Source organism: Schleiferilactobacillus shenzhenensis LY-73, assembly GCF_000469325.1.
Lineage (GTDB): Bacteria > Bacillota > Bacilli > Lactobacillales > Lactobacillaceae > Schleiferilactobacillus > Schleiferilactobacillus shenzhenensis.
Window position 1 is genome coordinate 45218 of sequence record NZ_KI271590.1, and the last position, 21325, is coordinate 66542.

The following is a 21325-nucleotide window of genomic DNA, read 5'->3' on the forward strand; positions in this document are numbered from 1 at the left end:
TGCATTCAGAAAACAAGGCTCTGTCAAACGTCATCGGCGGCAGTGTCTTGCCCTTATTATCACATAAGGCAGAAAAAATGGTACCGGTCACGCGCAAAAAGCTGGGCAGAACGGTCCCCAATTTTAGTAAAACATGGTAGGATAGTTGTATTATCAACGATGTGAGGGCTTTCGCCCCATAGAAAGCAGGAAAAAGCAAACGACAACCATTAAGGATATTGCCAAGAAAGCTGGGGTGTCGATTTCGACCGTCTCCCGCATCTTGAACTTCGACCATACGCTCTCGGTCACGGATGCCACCCGGGCGCGGGTGCTGCACGTGGCGGAAGAAATGGAGTACAAGCCGCGGCGGAAAAAGGTGCCCAAGGCGACCAAAAAGATCGCGGTCATCCAGTGGCACAGCGAAAAGCAGGAACTCAACGACCTGTATTACTTGCAGATTCAATACGCCATTGAGAACACTGTCCAAGGGGACGGCGGGGCACTGCAATACGTGACCACGGAGAACTTCCAGGACACCGTGAACAGCACCTTCAGCGGCATCATTGCCCTGGGCAAGTACGATGCTCTGGAGATGCAGGACATTGCGGCCAAGAAGCTGCCGGTGGTGTATGTTGGCCAAAACGCCTTGGCCGACGGGTTTGACAGTGTGACTAGCGACTACGTCAGTCCCGTCAAATGGATCATCGACCATTACCAGGCCGCGGGCATCAGCGACATCGGCTTGATCGTCGGTCAAGAATCGTCCAGTATCGGCCACCAGGCCATCAAAGACACGCGGCTCCAAGCCTTCGAGACCTTCGGCGCGGCGGCGGGCGTCTACGACCGCGACCGGATCTTCATCGGGGCCTTCACCCCGGAATCCGGCTATGAACTGATGAATGCGGCCATCAAGCAGCTGGGCGATCAATTGCCCCATGGCTTCATCGTCGGTAACGACGCCATGGCCGTGGGGGTCATCCGGGCGCTCAACGAACACAATCTGGCCATCCCCGGCCGGGTCAGCCTGATCAGCTTTAATGATGTGGCGGTGGCGAAGTACACCAGTCCCCGGTTGTCCACCATCCACGCCTACACTGATTTAATGGGCGCCGGTGCCGTGGAACTGCTCCACGACCGGATGGCCGATCCCCAGCGGGTGCCCCGGCAGTTGAATTACGGGACGAAACTGATTCTGCGGGAAAGCAGCAAGTAACCTCGGCCGCCAGTGGGCGGCTGTTTGTTTACTAAAATTAATTTGGGAGACTTTTACTAATTAGTTACCCGTCACACCGCCCAATTTAGGCACAATGCACGAAAAACCCGACGCCATTTGGCAACTTTCCATTGCGTATTTTACTAAAAACCGTATCATAGGAATGAAAGCGATTTATACGATGGAGGTAACGGCCTGATGGAAAAAGAAATGTTGTATCCCGTGATCAATGCCTGCCGCACGGAGCAAAAACTGGATGGCATGTGGCAGTTCAAATTCGATGCGCTGGGCGTGGGCGGCCATGAACATTGGCCGGCGGGTCTGCCCCAAGCCCAAGAGATCCCTGTCCCGGCAAGTTTTAACGACTTTTTTACCGATAAGGACAGTCGGGAATACACGGGGGACTTCTGGTATGCCCGCCATTTCTTTGTTCCGGCGGCCGCTCAGGGCCGCTTTGTCGGCTTACGGTTTGACGCGGTCACCCACCGGGCCGCAATCTATGTGAACGGGCAGCTGATTCGCCGGCACGAAGGCGGTTTTCTCCCCTTCGTTGCTGACGTCACTGCCGCCGTGCATTACGGCGCCGACAACCTGGTGGTCGTCCAGGGCAATAACGAATTGTCCCGGGAAGCCCTGCCGGCCGGCGACACCGTCACGTTGAAGAACGGGAAGAAAATGGCCCGGCCGTTCTTTGATTTCTACAATTATTCGGGCATCAACCGCTCCGTGCACCTGCTCACACTGCCCCAGCAGCGGATCACGGATTATACCGTGAATACGACGCTGACCGGGGACGCTGCCCAGGTGGCGTACACCGTGGCGACCACCGTTCCTGGCACTGTGACCGTCACGTTGACGGATGCGGCGGGCACCGTGGTCGCCCAGGGCGAGGGTGCTGAAGGCACGCTGACGGTGGCCCAGCCCCATCTCTGGCAGGTGCGGGCTGCTTACCTGTATACCCTGACCATCCAGCTGCAAGCGGCCGGCCAGCTGGTCGATGAATACCAAGACAGTATCGGGCTGCGCACCATTGCCATCCGCGGCCATCAGATCTTGGTCAACGGGCAGCCGGTCTATCTCAAAGGCTTCGGCCGTCACGAAGATTCGCCGTTTGCCGGCCGGGGGTTCGACCAGAACGTGGAGGCCAAAGACGTGGCCCTGATGGCATGGACCGGCGCCAATTCGTTTCGGACCGCCCACTACCCCTATGCTGAAGAGGTGTACCAAATGGCCGACCGGGCCGGCTTTCTGGTGATTGACGAGGTCCCTGCGGTGGGCTTCAAGATGGCCGCCGCGTCCTTCTTGGGCGGCCTGGATCAATCGTTCTTCGGCGGTGACTGGATCAAGCCGCTGTACACCAAGCATCTCGACCAGATCACCGACATGATCCGGCGGGACAAGAACCACCCGGCGGTGCTGGCCTGGAGCCTGCTGAATGAGCCGGATACCTGCGATGACCGCTCGGTGCCGTACTTCAAGCAGCTGTTCGCGGATACCGCCGCGCTGGATCCCCAGCGGCGGCCGCGGACGTTTACCTTGAGCGAAGACGATACGATCACCACCTCCAAGGACCTGCAATTCCCGGATTTCTACCTGCTGAACCGTTATCCCGGCTGGTACCACTATGCCGGTTACGCGCTGTCCGACGGGGAAGCTGCGCTGCGGGCGGAACTGGATCAATGGGCCAGCAGCGGCATCGATAAACCCATCGTCTTCTCTGAGTTCGGTGCCGACACCGAAGCCGGGCTGCACAAGCTGCCCAGCGTCATGTGGAGCGAAGAATACCAGGTCGAGGTCCTGCAGATGTTCAGCCGGGTCTTCGACAGCTATCCCTTCATCCGCGGCGAACAAGTATGGAACTTTGCCGATTTTCAGACGGTCGAAGGGACCATGCGGGTCAACGGCAACAAGAAGGGTATCTTCACCCGCGACCGGCAGCCCAAGGCGGCGGCGTTTTACTACCGTCAGCGCTGGCTGGCCCTGCCCCTGAATTTCAAGAATGACTAAGACAGAAAAGCTGGGCGGCAGCCCGGCTTTTTCGCGTGCGGCCGCGTCCGCACGCAGGCACACACCTTCAGAAAGGACGATCACATGACCACCACCCAGTTCACAATCAATGGCAGCGACATTCATACCGACCAAGGGGACGCCAACACCTTCAAGGGCTTTGGCTACCTCAACTGCAACAATTCCTCCCGCCTGCTGCTGGACTACAAGTGGGAACACCCGGAGGCCTACCAGGCGCTCCTCCAGATCCTCTTCGGCGGCCCGCACCCTGTGATGCGGATGCTCAAAGTGGAACTGGGGGCCGACGCCAATACCTCATCCGGCACCGAACCCAGCCCGAAGCGCAGTGCAAGTGCGCCCGCCGATGTCCGCCGGGGCGTCGGTTTCCAGCTCATCGCTGATGCCAAAAAGATCCAGCCCGATTTGATGACGTCGATTTTGCGCTGGGCCGAACCAGGCTGGTTGAAGGCGGCGTGGCGCAGTGTCCGGACGGACGACCCGGATCGTCGAGTGCCGGCCCAGGCGTATGAGACGATGTATCAATATTACAAACAAACTATCATCGCCGCCTGGCAGACCTATGGCTATCTCTTCGACTATATCGATCCGGACCGGAACGAGACCCGCCACCCCATGGTGACGTTCATCAAATGGTTTGCCGAACGCCTGCGCAACGACCATGACGGCTTTCCTGCCGGTTTTCCCGTGGCCCGATACAACGCGATTAAGCTCATTGCGGCGGACCAAAACACCGATACCGATTTTGGCGACATGATGCTCGCTGACTCGGCCTTGCGGGCTGCGGTGCCGGCAGTGGGCTACCATTACCGCACCAGCGACGGCACCGACCAGCCCTTCACCCAACTGGCCGACACGTACCACAATGAAGTGTGGTACAGCGAAGGGGTCGGGCCCATGACCGCTGGCCGCCTGCGCCAGCAGGATACGCGCGGCATCGGTATTGGCGGCACCCAGAGCAGTCTGGACATTGCCAACCGGCTGATCAAGAGCTACGCCCAGTCCCGCCGGTCGCTGTATATTTTCCAGCCGGCGCTGGCCGGGTTCTATCCCGGCGTCCGCTATGCTCATAAGGAGCTGATCGTGGCCCAGACCCCCTGGTCCGGGTACTACCGGGTGGACAATATCGGTCTGCAGGTAATGAAGCACTTCAGCGACTTCGCCGTGGCCGGCTGGAATGTCCAGACCCAGGGTCAGAGCTGGCGTTACATCGCCAGTGCCACTGCGTCTCAAGCCGAGGGGACAGAAAACCTCAGCCAGCCCCTGGGGGCGCCGAGTTACATGACCCTGGCGGCACCGGACGGCAGCGATGTCTCCACGGTGTTCGTCAATGACTCAGATGAAGCCCAAGTGTACACCGTTACCTTGGCTGATCTGCCCGCCGCCCAGAAGCCTTTCTATTTGTGGGAAACCCGGGGCGCGGAGACCGCCGGGGAAGCTTATGATGCCCACGTGAAACAATGCCGGGGCACCGTGGCCGTGGCCAACGGCCAATACACCGTGACGATCCAGGCCCATAGTGTCGTCACGGTGACGACCCTGGACCGGCGCGCTGATCAGGCCGTGGTGTACCACCGGCTGACGGCGGCCGCGGCCGATACGCCGTTGGACGAAGACCCGCACCACGGTGTGCTCTTCCAAGACGACTATTCTTATGCCGAGATGCCCGCCGATTACCTGGTTCAGCGGGGCGGAGCACCGCGCTACACGACTGACTTAGGCGGTGCCTTCGAAGTCGAGAAGGGCGCCTTGGTGCAGCAGGTCACCGAAGCCGAACGGGCCTTAGACTGGGAATACTCCTGCCCGCCCAACTTCACTATCGGTGATGACCGGTGGGAGAACTACAGCGTCCGCCTGGGCTTCACCTTTGATTTGGCCACCCGGCAGAACTCTACAGCCGGCAACTACGTGGCGCTGGGTATTCGGGAGCAGAATGACTTCGACGGCGCTGTCCAAGCGGCCCCTTATGGTATTCGGCTCGAACCGGACGGCCACTATCTCTTCTGGGACCAAGGTCGCACCGTGCAGCAGCACTGGCAGGCAGACTTCGACCCGACCCAGGACCACGAGCTGCAGCTCACGGCAGCCAACAACTTGATCACCGTGCAGCTGGACGGTCACGAGATCGTCCGCTACCTGGCTGGTGATTACCCGGCCCTGAGCGGCCGCGTGAAGGTTGGCACGGGGTATTACCGGACGGCTTACCATTACCTGATCGTCAGCCGCGTGCCCGGTTACCAGACGATGAGCCAGACCCGCTGGGACGACTTGGATCCGCGCCTGGTATTCGTCGGCGATTGGCACCGGGAAGCCAACCAGAACAGCAAGAACTGGGAACGGTCGCTGTCCTGGGCCGCGGCCAACGCTGACCATCCCGCCAGCCTGCAGTTCAGCTTCACGGGCACGGGTTTCGTCCTGATCGGCGGCGGTAATCTCCCTGACTGCCGCTTGAACGTATACGCGGACGGGGTGCTGGTCCGCCCGCTGGCGGCGCCGCTCAGGGTGGCCGAGAAGCAGCCGAACCTGATCCTGGCCGGCCTGCCCAGCGGCCAGCACGAAGTGACCGTCGAAGTCGCCCAGGGCACCTATACCCTGGACGCGGTGGAATTCATTACGGAGGCAGAGAATACGCATGACTGATCCATTATTTAACGCCCAATTACCGCAGAATCCGTTACGCAGCCGCCAGGACATCCTGGCTGCGCTGCTCGGTCTGCTCACCCCGGCGATGCGGGTGATGCTGGCAGAAAACCGGCCCGGCCGGTTCAAGCTGAGCCATTCCGGCGCCGTCTACACGGAAGACCGCACCGAGATTGAAGGCTTCATGCGCCTGCTCTGGGGCTTGGGGCCGCTGTTCACGGACCCGGACCAGATCACGGCGCACCTCGACTGGTGGGAGTTTACGACGACCAGTATCGTCCGCTGTACCGACCCGGATTCTCCGGATTATTGGGGGCAGGGGCCGCTCACGGATTACGATCAGCTCTTCGTGGAGATGGGTGCTTTGACTGCTTTTCTCTTCGAAACCCAGACGGCCTTCTGGGACCACTTGGCAGCCGCGGACCAGCAGCACATCCTCACTTGGCTGGACCAGATCAACCACCACGTGATTCCCAAGACGAACTGGCTCTTGTTCCGAGCCTTGGTCAACGGCTGGTTCGTCCACGTCGGCCAACCGGACCACCAGGCGTTCATCGACGCCGACCTGGCCGTCACTAATTCCCACTACCTAGGCCACGGCTGGTCCTATGACGGTTATCCTGACCAGATCGACAACTACATTCCCTTCGCCTACCAATTCTTCACGCTGCTGTTCGTCCAGTTCACCGGTGATACCAGTGAGGAAGCCGCACTGCTCAAGACCCGGGCGACCGCCTTCGTCAAGAGTTATGCCAATTGGTTCGCGGCTGACGGCGCGGCCCTGCCCTTTGGCCGCAGCCTCGATTACCGCTTTGCCCAAGCCGCCTTCTGGGCCGCCTGTGCCTTTGCCCACGTCGAGATGCCGGCCGGCTATACCCTGGCCGACGCCAAGCACCTGCTCCTGAACAACCTGCGCTGGTGGTTCCGCCAGGATATGTTCCAGAGCGACGGCCTGCTGCCGGTGGGCTACGCCTACCCCAACATGAACTTCGCCGAGGGTTATAACGCGCCGGCGTCCGCTTACTGGGCGCTGAAGACGTTCATCTTCCTCGCGCTGCCGGCGAGCGATCCTTTCTGGACTACGCGCGAAGCCGAGGACTTTCAGTTTGAAGAGAGAAAGGCCCAGCCCGAACCGCGCATGCTGATCGTTCATTCTAAGACTGGCCAAGAAGTCCAAGCCTTTACCGCCGGCCAGCACACCTTCGAGCACGCCCACGGCGCGGCTAAGTACGAAAAGTATGTGTACTCGACGTCCTTCGCTTTTTCCACCCCCAAGGGGACGACCCTGCTGAAGCAGGGGGCCTTCGACAGTACCCTGGCCGTCAGCGAGAGCGAGCACTTCTGGCGCACGGCCTTCGGGTATGAGGACTACGCCATCCACGCGGATTACGTCTATTCCCGGTGGCAGCCTTGGCCGGACGTGACCATCGCCAACTTCGTCGTCCCAGCGATGCCCTGGCACGTGCGGGTGCACCGGATCACCACCGGCCGGGCACTGCACCTGGCCGAAGGCGGCTTCTCGGCCCCCGACAGCGGCACGCCGGATGAACAGGAACTGGCGGCGGATATTCCCAACAGCACGTTCTACCAGACCCGGGTCGGTATCAGCGGCCTGGTGGGCATCAGCGGCGGCCTGACGGTGGCGCTGTCCACCCCGGAACCGAACACGAACATCGACTTCCCCAAGACCCGCTTACCGCTGGCCACCGGTATTGTTCAGCCGGGCACGACGACCCTCGTCACCCTGGTCCTGGGCGACCGGGAGCTGGAGAGCCTCCATGCCGGCCAAGTGCGGGTGCCGCTGGTGGCCCTTCACGGGCAAGACTTGACGATTGGTACAGACCACGTCACACTGGCCGAACTGTGAGATACTAGAGGGGTATTGAGAAAGGGGACTACCATGAAAATTGCCTTGATTGCCCATGATGCTAAAAAGCCGGAGATCGTCCGCATTGCCACGGCCTACGAAGAGATCCTCCGCCAGCACGAGCTGTATGCCACCGGCCATACCGGCCAAGTGATCCATGACGCGACCGGTCTCCAGATCCACCAGTTCAACTCCGGACCGCTGGGCGGCGACCAGCAGGTGGGGGCGCTGATTTCTGAAAATCAAATGGACCTGGTCATCTTCCTGCGTGACCCGCTCACCGCGCAGCCCCACGAACCCGATGTCAACGCCTTGTTGCGGCTGGCGGACGTGTACGATGTGCCCATCGCCACCAATGCCGGCACGGCGGAAGTGCTGCTGCGTGGCCTGCAAGCCGGCTTCCTGGACTTCCGCAACCTCTTGCGGGGGAAGGAAGACAAGCATGCCTGACCGGCCCACGGCGATGCTGGCCCAGGTGCTGGCGTTGGCAGAGAAAGATACCAACGTCCAAGCGGTGGGCGTCGAAGGCTCGCTGAACGACCCAGCAAAGCCGGTGGATGCTTGGCAGGATCTGGACGTCACCCTGTTCGTCAAGACCACGGCGCCGGATCGAGCGAGTGCTTACCTGGCCCTGTTCGGCACCCCGACCATCGTGCGCCACTTCCATGAAAAAGATCTCTGGGGAAATGATGGGACTTACTGGGAGACCTTCCTCACCCGCTACCCCGGGACGCAGCGCATGGACCTGAAGATGGCCCCGACCGCGGCCATCGCGGCGTACTTAGCGGCCGACCGCCTGAACGCCATCGTCTGGCGCCGGGACCAAGGCCGTATCACCCCGCGGCCCACAGATGCCAGCAGTTTCTACTTAGACCCGCCGACCCAGGCCCAGCTGGCCGATCACTGCGCCGAACTGCTCTGGATCGCCGGCAACGTGGTCAAAGGCTTGGGCCGGGGCAACCTGCTCTATGCCGCCGGCCAATTCAGCGACTACCTGCGCCCGGAACTGCTCTTACTGCTATCCTGGCAGGTGACCTTGGAACGTCAGGGCCGATTCGACCCCGGCGTCAGCCATAAGGGACTGTGGGCGGCCCTGCCGCTGATGACCCGCAACCGGCTCATGGGGACGTATGACCTGCATGATGCCGCGGCGATCCGCTTGGCCCTGCGCCAGACGATCACGCTGTACACCGGGGCGGTCAGTGCCATTACCCGGCTGGGGGACCTGACCCCGCCGGTGGCACTGATCCCGGCGATGGCCCAGCTGCACCAGTGGCTGGACGAACCACTGCCGGATTAATCCGGACAAATTGAATCGCCTTTCTTAAATTGATACGGACAAGCTCTTGAATTGGGCCGGTCCATTCCGTACAATGGGCTTGTAACGTCCATCATCTGTAAGGAGTGAAATTCTGAATGTTAGATAAGTTAAAGACTGCCGTCTACGACGCCAACATGCGTCTGCCGAAGCTGCAATTGGTTACCTTCACTTGGGGCAATGTCTCCGGTATCGACCGGGACAAGGGCCTGTTCGTCATCAAGCCCTCCGGTGTGGATTACGGCGACTTGAAGCCCAGCGATATGGTCGTCGTGGACCTGAACGGCAAGGTCGTTGAAGGCAACATGAATCCGTCCAGCGACACCCCCACCCACACGGTGCTGTACAATGCCTTCCCGAAGATCGGCGGCATCGTGCACACCCACAGTGAGATGGCCGTCGCCTTCGCCAGTGCCCGGCTGGATATTCCCGCCGTCAACACGACGCACGCCGATACTTTCTACAACGACATTCCGGTCACGGAGCCGCTGACCAAGGAAGAGATCGAGAGTGCCTACGAGGAGAACACCGGCAAGGTCATCGTCAAGACGTTCCAAGACCGCGGGCTGGACTATGACGCCACCCCCGGCTGCCTGGTCGGCCAGCACGGTCCCTTCACCTGGGGCGCGACGCCGGACAAGGCCGTCTACAACGCCAAGGTGCTGGAAGTCTGCGCGAACATTGCTTACCACGCCGAGATGCTGACGCACAAGGACATCCACGTGCCCCAGTACCTGCTGGACAAGCACTACTACCGGAAGCACGGCGCTAATGCCTATTACGGCCAGAATAATCCCGACTCTAAGAACCACGCTGCCCGGGAAGACAAGTAGTTTTTCATTGTAACGAGAAAGGCCAGTCGCATTTGCGGCTGGCCTTTTACTAACTATCGGCAGATCATGATTTGCGGTGGGCATGACGAACCTCGAGGAGCGATGTGATTGTCAGAAATAAGACAAACCAAAAGGCGTCAGCGATGACGTCACGGTGCCAGAGGTACTCGACTGTGATACCGATGAGGCTCAACCCGATCGCGTCGAGAACCACGATCAGATAAGGATGGTCTTTCCTGAAGCGGAAATAGTTTGCCCACATGCCGGTCACCCTCCTGAATTTGCATCCAGTATGGGTGCGGTCTGGGCATTAGTCAACGGTAATGCTTGGCCGCGGATAGCTCAAAGAATGTGTCCCGCTGCCCACGGAGAGCGGTCCTTGGGGTGTCGTCACGACCGCCTCGGCGTTCATCGGCACCGTCAAATCCAGAATCGCGGTGCGGCCCTCTTCGTGGTAGTTCAGCGTAATCAAGCCTTGACTCGTCGGGGTGGTCAGGGCGAAGCGGGTGCCCGGGGTCACTTGGACGTGGACGCCGACGCGGTAGCCGCCGGCTTGGAGCGGGCGGATGCCGGCCAGTCCTTGGACGATGGTCAGCCCCGGCGCGGCGCCCCACGGGTGGGACATCGTGAGGTTCGGCTTGTGCGTGTTGCTCCAGGCTTCCGGTGTGATGGTCGCCTGGAGACGATGCAGGATCGCAGCGAAGGTCTTCGCCCCGGCCTGGTCGTCGGGATTATTCAGCAGCTGTTTGGCCAGCGCCCCGTACCCGTGGTCAATGAGACCGCGGAGAATGAAGTAGATGAAATAGATGCTGCCGAAGAAATGGCCTGCGTTGTAAACGATGCGGGCCATTTGTTTGGTCATCGCCGGGCCGCTGGTCACGTCGTAGGCCAGGGCATAGGCGGTGGCGTGCTTGGCGTGGTGGGCGTTGACGGTCCCGTCCGCTTGCAGGCTGTCATAGAAGGCCTCGGCGGTGGGGTCCCAGAGGCGGGTGAGTAAGGCTTTCTTCACTAACAGCGCCCGGTTCTCATACATGGCGGCGTCTTCCCGGTGGCCCAGCAGGGCAGCAATCTTCGCCATGGTGCGGTAAGCGCCGACGTAGATGGCGTTGAAGGCGGTGTTATAGGTGCCGACCACGTAGCCGTCCCGTTCCCGCTCGGGCCAGTCGATCAGGCCGGTGCCGCGGACCAGGTGCAGGGCGGGGTCGTAGTTATCGCTGTTGTCCGGCCCGCGGTGCAGCTTGGCCTGCAGGACTGGGTAGCGCTTGGCCAGAAGAGCACTGTCACCGGTGTACAGGTAATCCCACCAGGCCATCTCCACGTTGAACAGCTTGTAATCCTCCGGCCAGGTGGGGTGGTCCAGGAGATAGTCCACGGAATAGCGGGCCAGAGCCGCATTGCGGGAGACGGCGTAACTGGTCAAACCGTTGACCAGCAGGTCGCCCTCGTAAGCGCGCCGTTCCCGGGCCTGGGAATCGACGAAGAGGTCTTGGTTCGTGGCTGCGATCGTGTAGCGGGACAGTTCATAGGCCGCGTTGAGCAGCGGCTGGTTGCTGTGGAAGCGGCCGTCTTGGGCTGGGAAGGGCTGCTGAATCTGCCAGCCGGCAATTGCCAGCGGTGCGATGGTCCCCGTGAAGCCGCGCAGTTCAATGTAGCGGAAGTTCTTCATTTCGGCAGTGAGAAAGTGGTTCTTCCCCTTGACCAGGCGCCACTGACTGATGTAATCAGGGCCGGCCGCGAGGTGGTGGCGGACATGACCGGCCGCCGTCAGCTGCTCGCCTTGCCAGACGACCACTCGCTGGGCGGCGGGACTGGTCAGTTTCACGGCCAAGCCGCCGATGATCTCCCGGCCCAGATCGATCAGCCAGTCGTCCGGGGCCAGCTGTGTGACCTTGGTCCGGTTCGTGACCAGCTGGCGGATACTGTTCTCGGCGCCATAGGGCTGGATTGCTTCGTTCTCTGCCACGACGGCCGGTCGGGTGACCACAGCCTCTGGCCAGTCCTTAGCCGTCCCTTGCCACCATTTCTTCGGGTAGTGGGCCATGTCGATATTTTCAGCGGGCATGGCAAAGTAGCCGGTGCGCAGCCGGGTGCCGTCATCCCCGAAGGCGGCGGTGCCGTCCAGGGCTGTCCAATCCGGCCCGGTCACCGCCAGGGTGGTGCTGCCGCCGGTCTTCCGGTAGCCGATCAGCTCAGCATGGACGCTGGGCTGGGCATCCGCCGCGGTCGCCAGCAAAGCGATATGGTTCTCGGCCTGCACCTGGGTGGTGATGTCGTATGTATTGTAATGGTAGGTGCGCTGGCCGCTCCCGTTGGTGTTCTCCTGGGGCCGGGCCGGCCCGAAGCCCACCGATTGGCCGTTGAAGAAGATGTCCACGTTCTGGCTGAGCAGCGTGTCCGCCCCCCGGCTGGCCAGACGCAGGACGACTTTGGTATAGTCTTCCGGCGTTAATGTGATTACCGGGCTTTGCAGAAAGGCGAAGGCGTTGGTACTGGGCAGGCTGTCCGGAGCAGCGGCCCCGGGTGCGGCCCAGATGCCCGGCACCGACCAGTGGGGCAGGGCAGTGAGAAAAGCGGCCGGAGCACTCCAGGCGGACTTTTCTTTCTGCGTATTCTTGATCCGCACCTGCCAGGTGTACAAGGCCCCCGGGGTGAGCAGCGGGCCCAGCTCCGGCCAGGCGACACCGGTATTATGGTGGCCGGTTAGCCAGGGCGTGGCCGCGAGCGGGTCCGCTTGGCCATTAGCGAATACCCGCAGCTGATAAGCGGTCTGGCGGTCGTCGGCCCGGTCGCTTTGGTCCCACCAGCTGAAGCGCAGCGCCCCGGTGACGTTACTGGGGAAAGACTGTAAGTTGACCCGTAAATTAGTTGTCGAAAGTCCCATGCGAATTCCTCCTTTATTGGTTCGCCTCCCATTATACCGAAACTGCTGTATCAGTTGTAGCGGTTTCACCGATTATGGTAGCATGAGAAAGATTAACCGTGTATGATAAGGGACATCATATGGCAGAAAGATGGGATACGGGATGGGTAAATTCTTGAAATTATTGTTCGTGGTCATCGTGATGATGCTGGCACTGCCGCTCATTGGAGTAGCGGCCGCCGCGGCGGTGCTGATCGGGTTAGGCGGAGCGGGCCTGGCGATTATGCTGACGGTGGTGCTGTTCGTGCCTTTTCTGATCATTATTCCCTTAGTCGTCCTGATCAGTATCCTCTGGGTCAGCCGCCGGCGGGAGGGTACCGTCAAGATCCGGATTCGCGACGACGCCGGGACGGCCGAGTATGCGGTGCAGATGACCATCGATCTGGGTCATTGGCTCAAGCGCGGCTGGCATGAGTATCGGGCTCAGAAACGGGCTGGTCGGGGCGAGACCATGGAGACGGTGGCGGAAGAGTTGATGATGACCGAGGTCAAACCGGAGATTGCCGCGGCGGTCGCGAAACAGTATTCGGCAGCAGACGGGGCGCGGGTGCTGGCCCTGACCAGCACCGACCAGATCGACATCGACTTTAAAGGCGGCCATTTTCGCCACCACGATTAACGCTCGCCCGCCGTTGATTGGATTGTGCCGGGGCACCGTTAAAAATTGCCACATTTCACAAACCGCGTTATGCTGAGGGACGGAGTTGAATCCGATTTCATCTAGAAAGAAGCAATCCCTTATGACTGATTCAGCATATACTCAGTTCACTAAAAATGATTTTGCCCAAAACGTCTTCGGCCGCCGGTCGATCCGCAAGTTTGTGCCTGATGTGAAAATCACCCGGGCGGAGATGCAGGAGATCCTCACCCAAGCCGGCCGTGCGCCGTCGTCGATGAACCTGCAGCCCTGGCGCTTCGTGGTGGTCGACAGTGCCGCCGGCAAGGTGCAGCTGCACGACATGGTGATGACCAACACCCCCCAGAACGACACCAGCAGCGCGATGATCATCGTCTTCGGCGTTCCGCACCCAGAACACGATGCGGCCAAGATCTACGATGCGGCCGTGGCGGCGGGGACGATGAGTCAGACGACCCACGACGAAGAGCTGGCGGAGATCAAGGATTACTATGAAAAAATGGACCCGGTCACGCGGGCCAAGGTCATCAGCCTGGATGCGGGGCTGGTGACGATGCAGCTGACGCTGATTGCCCGGGCCCACGGGTACGACACCTGCATCATCGGCGGCTTCAACGGCACCGCGGTACAGAAGGCCTTCGCCCCGCATCCTGACTTCGTCCCCGAAGCCATCGTTGCCATCGGTCAAGCGGCGGAGAACGGCTACGAGACCGTCCGGCTGCCGGTGGCGGAGACGACGACGTTCGCGTAACGCGTAATTTTCTGTTCGCTGGCCCGGGTGACTGCGGGTTGTGCAGATTGGGGGCAGGTTATGTTCTCACTCTGGACCCGGGTGACTACGGGCTCCGCAGATTTGGGCTGGAACGCTGTGGGCACGACTTTGAGCCAATGCAAAGTACGCATTGTCTCAAAGATCGGCCTTGATGTAAGCGGCAAAGCCACTAACATCAATTTCACAGCTGAGCCCAAATCTGCTCCGCCCTTCGTCACCCTACATTCTCGGTGGTCGGAAATGTCTCGCCCGTCACGAAAAACGGCAACCTCCACCGCGAGCGTAATAGCAGTCGTCGGAGTCACGAAGTTCAGGAGCCACTCCGGCGAATGTGTCCTGGCACCGAAGACCTTACGAATGGGCAAGATGTAGGCGATTTGAGCCCGGAGCCAGGGGGCGTCAGTGGTGAAATCGGGGGTGTGACATAACTCTCCAAAAAAAGGCTCAACCACGGGATCTTTCGGATTCCCCTGGTTGAGCTTTTCCTCTATAATATAAAAAAGAGTACCGGGCACAGACCCCGATACTCGTTAAAACACCCTCGAAAGGATGTCTCAAATGCAAACACATTATAACATGGATCAGCTTGTTTTGGACATAACCACAGCCTATGTCCCCGCTCCCGATCACGTTGTCCACCATATCAATGACTTGGTCGAAGCGATGGACTACCAGGTGCTGTACCAGACTGGCCGGCCGCGAGAATTCGACCCCCGCGCCATGATGAAATTGGTCCTTTTCGCCTACCTGCGCGGAAACTTCAGCTGCCGGCGCATCGCCCAGTTCGCGGAAGAAAACATTAATGCCATGTGGCTGACCCAGGAACAGAAGCCTTCGTACCGGACGATTGCCCGCTTTGTGGTCTCCAACGAAGCCCAAGAGATTCTCCAATCGAGCCTGGACAGTATGGTCCAATTTCTCAAAGCCCATGGCCTGATCGATGACGTTTCTTTCATCGACGGCACAAAGATCTTGGCCAACGCTAACAAGTATTCGTTCGTTTGGAATAAGAACACGATTCGGTACGACGAGCTGAACCGCACTCAGGCGGAAAAACTGATTGCGGAAATCAAGCAAGCCGAGGCGGAAGCCTTCGCGGCGAACCAAGTCTTTGACTACGACCACACGGATGAGATCGTCGCCCGGTTGGAAAATCGCAAAGAGGAACTGAACGTCGAGGTTGAAGCCACCAAGAAGGTTTCCCCGAATCCGGCAAGGCAGAAACGCCGGGCAAATCAGGGCCGGCTGGGCAAGATGAAGCGGATCAAGGAAAAACGTGACCGTCACATCCAAGAAAAAGAGATTCTTGGTGAGCGCAACAGCTACTCAAAGACGGACCATGATGCGACCTTCATGCACGTCAAAGAAGATCCCATGGGTGGTGAGGCGAAACCGGCCTACAACCTGCAAATCGCCACCAGTAATCAATTCGTGACAGGCTATGCCATCTTCCAAAATCCTTCGGACATCCGAACTCTGGTTCCTTTTATCCGTGATCTCGCAGCCCATGACGCTCTTGGCCACACCATCGTGGCAGATGCCGGTTACGGATCGGAAATAGGGTACCGTACGATTGAAGATGAATTCGAGGGCCACACTGCGCTGATTCCTTACGGGACGATGCTCAAAGAAAATAGTCGTAAGTGGCGCTCAGACGACAGTAAGGTCATGAACTGGGCGTATCACGAACTGGATGACTATTACGAGGATCCCCGAGGCGTACGGTTCAATTTCCATCGGTACGTCAAGCAAGTCGATGCCTACGGAGACGAGCGGCAGTTCAAGGAGTACCAGGCCGAAGACAAGGATGAAAACGGCAAGACCATTCCCGCCGCTCTGACCAAAGGCGGCCGCCGTCGTCAAATCAAAGTCAATCCTTCCTGGGAATACTTCAAAGCCCAGATGCGCGAACGACTTTCAGAACCGAAAAATGCCATGATTTACGCTCAGCGACAGATTGACGCAGAAACGGTATTCGGGAACCTGAAGGCCTATTTAGGGTTCAAAAGGTTCACGGTGAGGGGCATCAAGAAGGTCAAAAATCAAATAGGCTTCGCCTTAATGGCATTGAATATGAAGAAGATGGCCGAAGTGAGGAGGTCATCTTCTTTTATATTCGAAATCCAAGGGCAAAAAAGTGGCCAAGTTCGGAAATCGCGTCGATTTTCGAACTTGGCCATCATTTTCGAGGGGTTTTGTCACGCCCCCGAGGCCGGTCTTGAAGACTTTTAGCGGGCTTTGCTAAAAGGCTTCAAGCCGTGCCCACCACGTTCCACGCCCCCCTGGCGGAGGGCTTAAATCGCCGGGTTTCGCGAATAATATTCCTGTTTACGGCAAAGCCGGGACGGCCATTCTGTCCCGGCTTTTCTTGTCCATTAGCCCTAATTTAGGCATGGCTAACAAAATGTTTCAATGCAGTTAAATTTCTGATATACTGAAGGTGACAAAACCAAGCAAAGGACTGATGCTCATGCTCGAGATCACTGACCTGACCGTAGGGTACAGCACCACCCCCATCATTGAACGCCTCACCGTCGCCCTCGCCGACGGGCGGCTGACGGGGGTCATCGGGGCGAACGGCGCAGGTAAATCCACACTCCTCAAAACCATCGTCGGCCTGATTCCTGTCCGTTCCGGCCGCATTCTGTACCACGACCGACCGATTCGGGAGAACCAGCGCCAGATCGGCTACGTCGCCCAGCACGCGGCGATTGATACCACCTTTCCCATCACCGTCCGGGAGACCGTGCTGCTGGGCGCATACCCCCGGCTGGGCTGGGGGCGGCAGCCCAGCCGCCAAGACCGCCTGGATGCCGAAGACGCTTTGGCGGCGGTGGAACTGACTGATTTAGGAGAGCGGCCCTTGACGGCGCTCTCCGGCGGGCAGCGCCAGCGGGTCTATATCGCCCGGGCGATTTTGCAAGACGCCCCGCTGGTCTTGCTGGATGAACCGTTCGCCGGCATCGACGTACATTCCGAAGCCGTCATCATGGCGATTCTCCGCCAGTGGCGGGCCGCCGGGAAGACGGTGCTGGTCGTGCACCATGACTTGAACAAGGTCCGGCAATACTTTGACGACCTGCTTATCCTGGCGCCCGGCCGCGGTGTAATCGATCACGGCCAGGTGAATCAAGTTTTCACCCCGGCGAATATCGCGCAGGCTTTCTCCCCGGATATGGAGAGTCTCTTCAATGCACCGGAAACGGAGGTGGCCCAATGATGGCTAGTATTCAGGCGTTCTTCACCGGCCTTGGGCAATACCAGTTTCTCCAGATGGCGCTGATCAGCGCTGTACTGGTGGGCATCATGGCCGGCGTGCTGGGCAGCTTCATCATCTTGAAGGGCATGTCCCTGATGGGTGACGCCCTGTCCCACGCGGTCCTGCCCGGGGTCGCCACTTCTTACATGCTGGGTATCCCGATGATCCTCGGTGCCGGAATCTTCGGCTTGCTGGCAGCGCTGCTCATCGGTTATGCCAGCCGCAAGAGCCCGCTGAAGAACGACACGGTCATCGGCATCGTCTTCTCCGCCTTCTTCGCCTTGGGTTATATCCTGATCGCGGGGTTAGAAAGTACGACGAACCTCCACCATATCCTGTTCGGCAACGTGCTGGCAGTGAGCCGCACCGACGTCTGGACGACTCTGGTGGTGTTCAACCTGGTTATTCTGGCTGTGGTGTTCTTTTTCAAAGAGCTGCAGATCAGCACTTTCGATCCCAACTTTGCCCGCTCCTATGGGCTGCCCACTGGCGTGATCCATTACGGGCTGATGACGGCTTTGACCGTAGTCACCGTGGTGGCCTTGCAGAGTGTGGGCATTATCCTGATCGTGGCCATGCTGGTGACGCCGGCCGCGACCGCCTACTTATGGACCCACCGGCTGCAGCCCATGCTTTGGCTGGCCGGGGCCCTGGGCGGGCTGTCCGCCTTCATCGGCCTATTCCTCAGTTACACGTGGAACTGGGCGTCGGGACCGGCCATTGTACTCACTGCCGCGGTGTTCTTCGTCATTTCCTTCCTGGCAGCGCCCAAGCGGCGGGCTTGGCGTGGGGAAGGAGCGGTGGCTGATGCGTGAGACTATGCGCCGCGTGGCGCTGACTCTGTTGGGGCTGCTGGCCATTTCTGCCCTGACCGTCTGGGTGATTCAGCGGCCGGCCCAGGCTGATCAGGGGGCCGGGGATAAGCTCAGCCTCGTGGCCACCAATTCCATTCTGGCGGATATGACCGCCCAGGTCCTGGGCGACCGGGGCACCGTCCGCAGCATCGTGCCCCGGGGCCAGGATCCTCACGAATACGAGGCTCGGCCGGAGGACGTGGCGGCGGTCGCGGATGCTGACCTGATCATCGCCAACGGCTTCAATCTGGAAGCCGGCTGGCTGACGAAGCTGCGCCGCACCGCCAAGCGCGACGCCGCCAGCGTGATCACGGCGACGGCCGCTGTGCCGGTCTACCCCTTGGCCAACGGCGAGCCCGACCCGCATGCCTGGCTGGACTTGAGCAACGGCATCCGTTACGTCGCGACCATCCGGGATGCCTTGATTGAAAAGGATCCCGCCCATGCCGCCGGCTACCGCACCCGCGCTGCGGCGTACACGCAGCGGCTGGCCGCCTTAGATAATGAAGCCAAGACGACCATGGCCACCATTCCGGCCGACCGCCGCATCCTCGTCACCACCGAAGGCGCCTTCCGCTACTTCGCCCGCGCCTATGGTCTGGAGACCTTGTCCGTCTGGCAGATCAACTCCGAGCAGCAAGCGACGCCCACCCAGATGCGCACCGTGATGGATGCGGTGAGAAAGCGCCGGCCGCCCGTGCTCTTCCGTGAAAGCAGCCTGCCGGCCAAGACGATGGAGCAAGTCAGCCAGGAGACGGACACCCCCATCGCCGCCGTGCTGTACACCGATTCCTTGGCGAAGAAAGGGGTCGCGGGGGACACGTATTACGATATGGTCAAGTGGAACTTGGACCAAGTGGTAGCGGGTTTGAAATAATAATGGCACACGGATACCTTCCACATTTTTTGGAGGGTATTTTTGCGTTCCCAGTTGAGTACGTTGAATAAAGGCAACAGGTCAAAACAATTTGAAAAAAGTTGAGGCCGGCACATCAGCCTTCATCAACACATTTGTCTTCATCGGCGTGATTGTATTGTTGACGCCGATTGGTGGCCCTGTTTAACGTGGTAAATTAACACTATCGAACGGCGCAATTGGTTAGCAGGGAAACCCGTTCAAATTGAGATTCTGGAAGGAGCGGTTGATCATGATTCGGGTAACGAACAATAGCCAGGTGGACAAAGATGATGCCCCGCAACAAGCACCTGGTTTTCATGTTGAATGGCACCTGCGCCGTCAGCGGGGGCGCAGTGCTTTGAAACAACTCGCACAGCATAACACACTCAGTCACTTGCAAGTGATGACCGGAACGTTGCTTTTGGTCGCGGGTGTAGTGGCATCAATTGCCGCTCCCCTCGTCATCCGGATCATCATCGATGGATACAAGAACGGGGTCGATGGTGCCCTTGTCGGCTGGGCAATCGGTCTCATGGTGGCGTCAGCAGGACTGACAGCCATGGGGAATTATTTTTTCTCTCTTGCGGGGCTTACACTGACCCGGCTGATGCAGAACAAAACGTACGCTACGCTGTTAGAGAAACCAGTTTCATTTTTCGACAGCCATCCGTCAGGACAGTTGGCGGGACGATTGGTCAACAATCTTTCGCTGATTAAGGAATATTTCTCCGGCGGTTATCCTAATCTGGTTAACGGCAGCGTGATGGTCGTCGGGACAGCAATAGTGCTCTTTTACTTGAACTGGCTGCTCACACTGATGGTCCTCATTACTCTTCCAATTTTTGGGATTGCCTTGGCAATGATTGGTCCCAGAGTTGTGCATCCGGTCGAGCAGTATCAAAACGAATTGAGCGATTACTCCGCGATGGCCACCGAGTCCTTTGCCAACATTCGGATGGTTAAAGCCAATGGCGCCGAGTCAACTTTCACCAAGAATGCCGAAGAGGAGACCAAAAGTCTCAACCGCATCGGGAGAAGAATGGCTAAAGTACTGGCCTTCGTGCAACCTATTATGTCTACCCTGTTGCTGGGAATTATTGCTCTGATCTTCGCCGTCGGGGGGTATATGATCGCCCATGGTCAGATGACGAATGGGACGTTGGTGTCATTTATTCTGTTTGCCTTTCAGATTGCGGGGCCCGTCAGCAACTTTTCGTCGTATATCCAAACCCGTAAGGCCGCTGAGGGCGCAGCAGCAAGCTTGCAAGATCAGCTCAACAGTGTTGTCACCGAAAACAATGAAGGAAAATCCCTGGACGGAAAAGAAATTAGTCGCCAGCCACTCCAACTTAGTGACGTCACCCTACAGTATGCAGGAAATCGGGGTATTACAAAAGTGTCCTTGGTGTTACAGCCGCAACATCTGTATGCACTGGTCGGGCCAAGCGGCGCGGGCAAGTCAACATTAATGGGGATGATTGAACGCTTTTACGAACCAGATACTGGGAAAATTTGCTTGGGAGATCAACCTATTGCTCGTTATGCAATAAAGCAATGGCGAGCCCAAATTGCCTATGTTCCCCAAGTCAGTGAGATTACCAGCGGCACGTTCAAGAATTACTTGAAGATGGGCAATCCCACTGCTACCGACGAGCAACTCAACGCTGTTCTGCGCCGAGTGGACTTGGGTGAGTGGGTCAACGGGCTGCCGCAGGGGTTGGATTCCCCGCTCCACGAATATGGAAATAATATGTCGGGAGGGCAACGACAACGGCTCACGATTGCGCAGGCTTTATTGCGCGATGCCAATATTTACTTATTTGACGAAGTGACCGCCAATCTTGATGCTGATTCAGAGAATATTATTCGGGGCATCATGCATTCCTTGGCCCAAGATCACATGGTAGTTTCTGCTGCCCACCGGCTATCGAGTATTCGGGATGCAGATGAGGTCATTGTCTTAGAGGACGGTCGGGTCACTGGGGTTGGGACGCCGCAGTCACTGAGCAACACCAATGATACGTATGCCCGCTACTTGAAAGAGCAGACGCTATGACGAATACTGGGCGAATCAAAAGTGGGCGATTCGATGCCGTGATGAGGAGCG

16 protein-coding genes are annotated in these 21325 nt (G+C 58.9%); 14 read left to right on the plus strand and 2 right to left on the minus strand.

Annotated elements, in window-relative coordinates; translation table 11 throughout:
* Positions 1-178: 178 nt before the first annotated feature.
* From L248_RS08330 to L248_RS08360, 7 genes are all read left to right on the plus strand, one after another.
* Positions 179-1195 (plus strand): LacI family DNA-binding transcriptional regulator, encoded by a 1017-nt coding sequence (locus L248_RS08330; RefSeq protein WP_040535772.1) that lies wholly within the window; start codon positions 179-181, stop codon positions 1193-1195.
* A 198-nt stretch (positions 1196-1393) separates the two neighbouring features.
* Positions 1394-3202, plus strand: a complete 1809-nt coding sequence (uidA, locus tag L248_RS08335) for a beta-glucuronidase (RefSeq protein ID WP_022529732.1) — start codon at positions 1394-1396, stop codon at positions 3200-3202.
* A gap of 84 nt (positions 3203-3286) precedes the next feature.
* Positions 3287-5860 (plus strand): hypothetical protein, encoded by a 2574-nt coding sequence (locus tag L248_RS08340; protein WP_022529733.1) that lies wholly within the window; start codon positions 3287-3289, stop codon positions 5858-5860.
* The gene (locus tag L248_RS08345; RefSeq protein ID WP_022529734.1) at positions 5853-7727 is read left to right on the plus strand and encodes a DUF2264 domain-containing protein; all 1875 of its coding nucleotides are present in this window, start codon (positions 5853-5855) and stop codon (positions 7725-7727) included. The genes L248_RS08340 and L248_RS08345 overlap by 8 nt, the downstream gene beginning before the upstream one ends.
* Before the next feature lie 33 nt (positions 7728-7760).
* Positions 7761-8177, plus strand: a complete 417-nt coding sequence (mgsA, locus tag L248_RS08350) for a methylglyoxal synthase (RefSeq protein ID WP_022529735.1) — start codon at positions 7761-7763, stop codon at positions 8175-8177.
* Complete coding sequence (locus L248_RS08355) at positions 8170-9027, plus strand: aminoglycoside 6-adenylyltransferase (RefSeq protein ID WP_022529736.1); 858 nt, start codon at positions 8170-8172, stop codon at positions 9025-9027. The genes mgsA and L248_RS08355 overlap by 8 nt, the downstream gene beginning before the upstream one ends.
* Before the next feature lie 116 nt (positions 9028-9143).
* Entirely contained in the window at positions 9144-9878 is a 735-nt protein-coding gene (locus L248_RS08360) for an L-ribulose-5-phosphate 4-epimerase (RefSeq protein WP_022529737.1), read from the plus strand.
* Between the two features lie 64 nt (positions 9879-9942).
* Here the strand turns inward: L248_RS08360 and L248_RS08365 are convergent, their stop codons facing one another.
* Together L248_RS08365 and L248_RS08370 are read right to left on the minus strand one after the other, a co-directional pair.
* Positions 9943-10140, minus strand: coding sequence for a hypothetical protein (locus L248_RS08365; protein WP_040535736.1), 198 nt, complete (start codon positions 10138-10140; stop codon positions 9943-9945).
* A 48-nt stretch (positions 10141-10188) separates the two neighbouring features.
* Positions 10189-12759, minus strand: coding sequence for a family 78 glycoside hydrolase catalytic domain (locus L248_RS08370; RefSeq protein ID WP_022529739.1), 2571 nt, complete (start codon positions 12757-12759; stop codon positions 10189-10191).
* 154 nt (positions 12760-12913) lie between these two features.
* On the opposite strand from L248_RS08370, the gene L248_RS08375 reads away from it, so the two are divergent.
* From L248_RS08375 to L248_RS08410, 7 genes are all read left to right on the plus strand, one after another.
* Positions 12914-13417, plus strand: coding sequence for a hypothetical protein (locus L248_RS08375; RefSeq protein WP_155828608.1), 504 nt, complete (start codon positions 12914-12916; stop codon positions 13415-13417).
* 121 nt (positions 13418-13538) lie between these two features.
* Entirely contained in the window at positions 13539-14186 is a 648-nt protein-coding gene (locus L248_RS08380) for a nitroreductase family protein (RefSeq protein WP_022529741.1), read from the plus strand.
* A gap of 579 nt (positions 14187-14765) precedes the next feature.
* Entirely contained in the window at positions 14766-16439 is a 1674-nt protein-coding gene (locus L248_RS08390) for an IS1182 family transposase (protein ID WP_245585288.1), read from the plus strand.
* 238 nt (positions 16440-16677) lie between these two features.
* Positions 16678-17427 (plus strand): metal ABC transporter ATP-binding protein, encoded by a 750-nt coding sequence (locus L248_RS08395; RefSeq protein ID WP_040535777.1) that lies wholly within the window; start codon positions 16678-16680, stop codon positions 17425-17427.
* On the plus strand, positions 17427-18281 hold the full coding sequence (locus L248_RS08400; RefSeq protein WP_040535779.1) for a metal ABC transporter permease: 855 nt from the start codon (positions 17427-17429) through the stop codon (positions 18279-18281). The genes L248_RS08395 and L248_RS08400 overlap by 1 nt, the downstream gene beginning before the upstream one ends.
* Entirely contained in the window at positions 18274-19197 is a 924-nt protein-coding gene (locus L248_RS08405) for a metal ABC transporter solute-binding protein, Zn/Mn family (RefSeq protein ID WP_245585289.1), read from the plus strand. Before L248_RS08400 ends, L248_RS08405 begins: the two co-directional genes overlap by 8 nt.
* A 271-nt stretch (positions 19198-19468) precedes the next feature.
* Positions 19469-21274 (plus strand): ABC transporter ATP-binding protein, encoded by a 1806-nt coding sequence (locus L248_RS08410; protein ID WP_040535740.1) that lies wholly within the window; start codon positions 19469-19471, stop codon positions 21272-21274.
* Positions 21275-21325 lie beyond the last annotated feature (51 nt).